General features: G+C 64.1%; 1 pseudogene. It reads right to left on the reverse strand.

From position 1 onward, the window contains the following. Nucleotides 1–702 (reverse strand): annotated as a pseudogene (gene tssI, locus AU511_RS17025) (type VI secretion system tip protein TssI/VgrG); the annotation flags it as partial. Between the last annotated feature and the right edge of the window lie 33 nt (nt 703–735).

Raw genomic sequence — 735 nt, forward strand, 5'->3', positions numbered from 1 at the left:
CCGGGGTCTTGAAGCTGTAGTCTTTTAGCTCTACCTCCGCCGTGCGCACCGCTTCCCGGTAGCTGAACTGCCGCACGTAGGCGCCTTCCGACAAGCCCTGACTGGCAAGGTTAAAGAACAGGTCCGGGCCTTTCACCAGCGCCACCGCGTCGTCCGCGAACACCACCCGGTGTTTGCCCGCCTCGAATTCGTGGAAGTAGAACAGCCCTTCCTCCGCCGCCAGACGGTCGATAAACGCCAGGTCGCTCTCGCGGTACTGCACGCAGTATTCCCGCTGGGCGTGCTCGTTACGCAGCGCAAAGGCGAAGTCGGTGATACCCGCCTCCTGCAACAGCACGCTGATAATCTCCTCCGGCTTCTGCGCCTGGAAGATGCGGGCGTTGGTGCGCAGCCCCAGCCGCCACAGCGCCGGACGCACCACCGCCTGATAACGGGTGCGGCGAAAGCCGGTGTCGCCCTGACCGAACTCGCTGACGATACCGCTCACCCGCCGCTGCAGCTCGCCGTCGTACCACACCAAAGCTCGCACGGCTGGTCCAGCACCGCGCCGAAGTCCATCGCCGGCAGCGCGCTCGCCAGCGACAACCCCAGCGCAAAGGGCTGGTTCAGCCCTTCGTCCAGCTGAAAATCCACCACCGAGAAGGTGCTCTCCGGCAGTGCGCCTATCGTTACGGTAAACTGAAGCCCGGTCATGCTTGCCACGTTATCCCTCTCCTTTTTCCCTGTCGCCACGGC

Origin of the sequence: Lonsdalea iberica, from assembly GCF_002111585.1 — a bacterium.
Lineage (GTDB): Bacteria > Pseudomonadota > Gammaproteobacteria > Enterobacterales > Enterobacteriaceae > Lonsdalea > Lonsdalea iberica.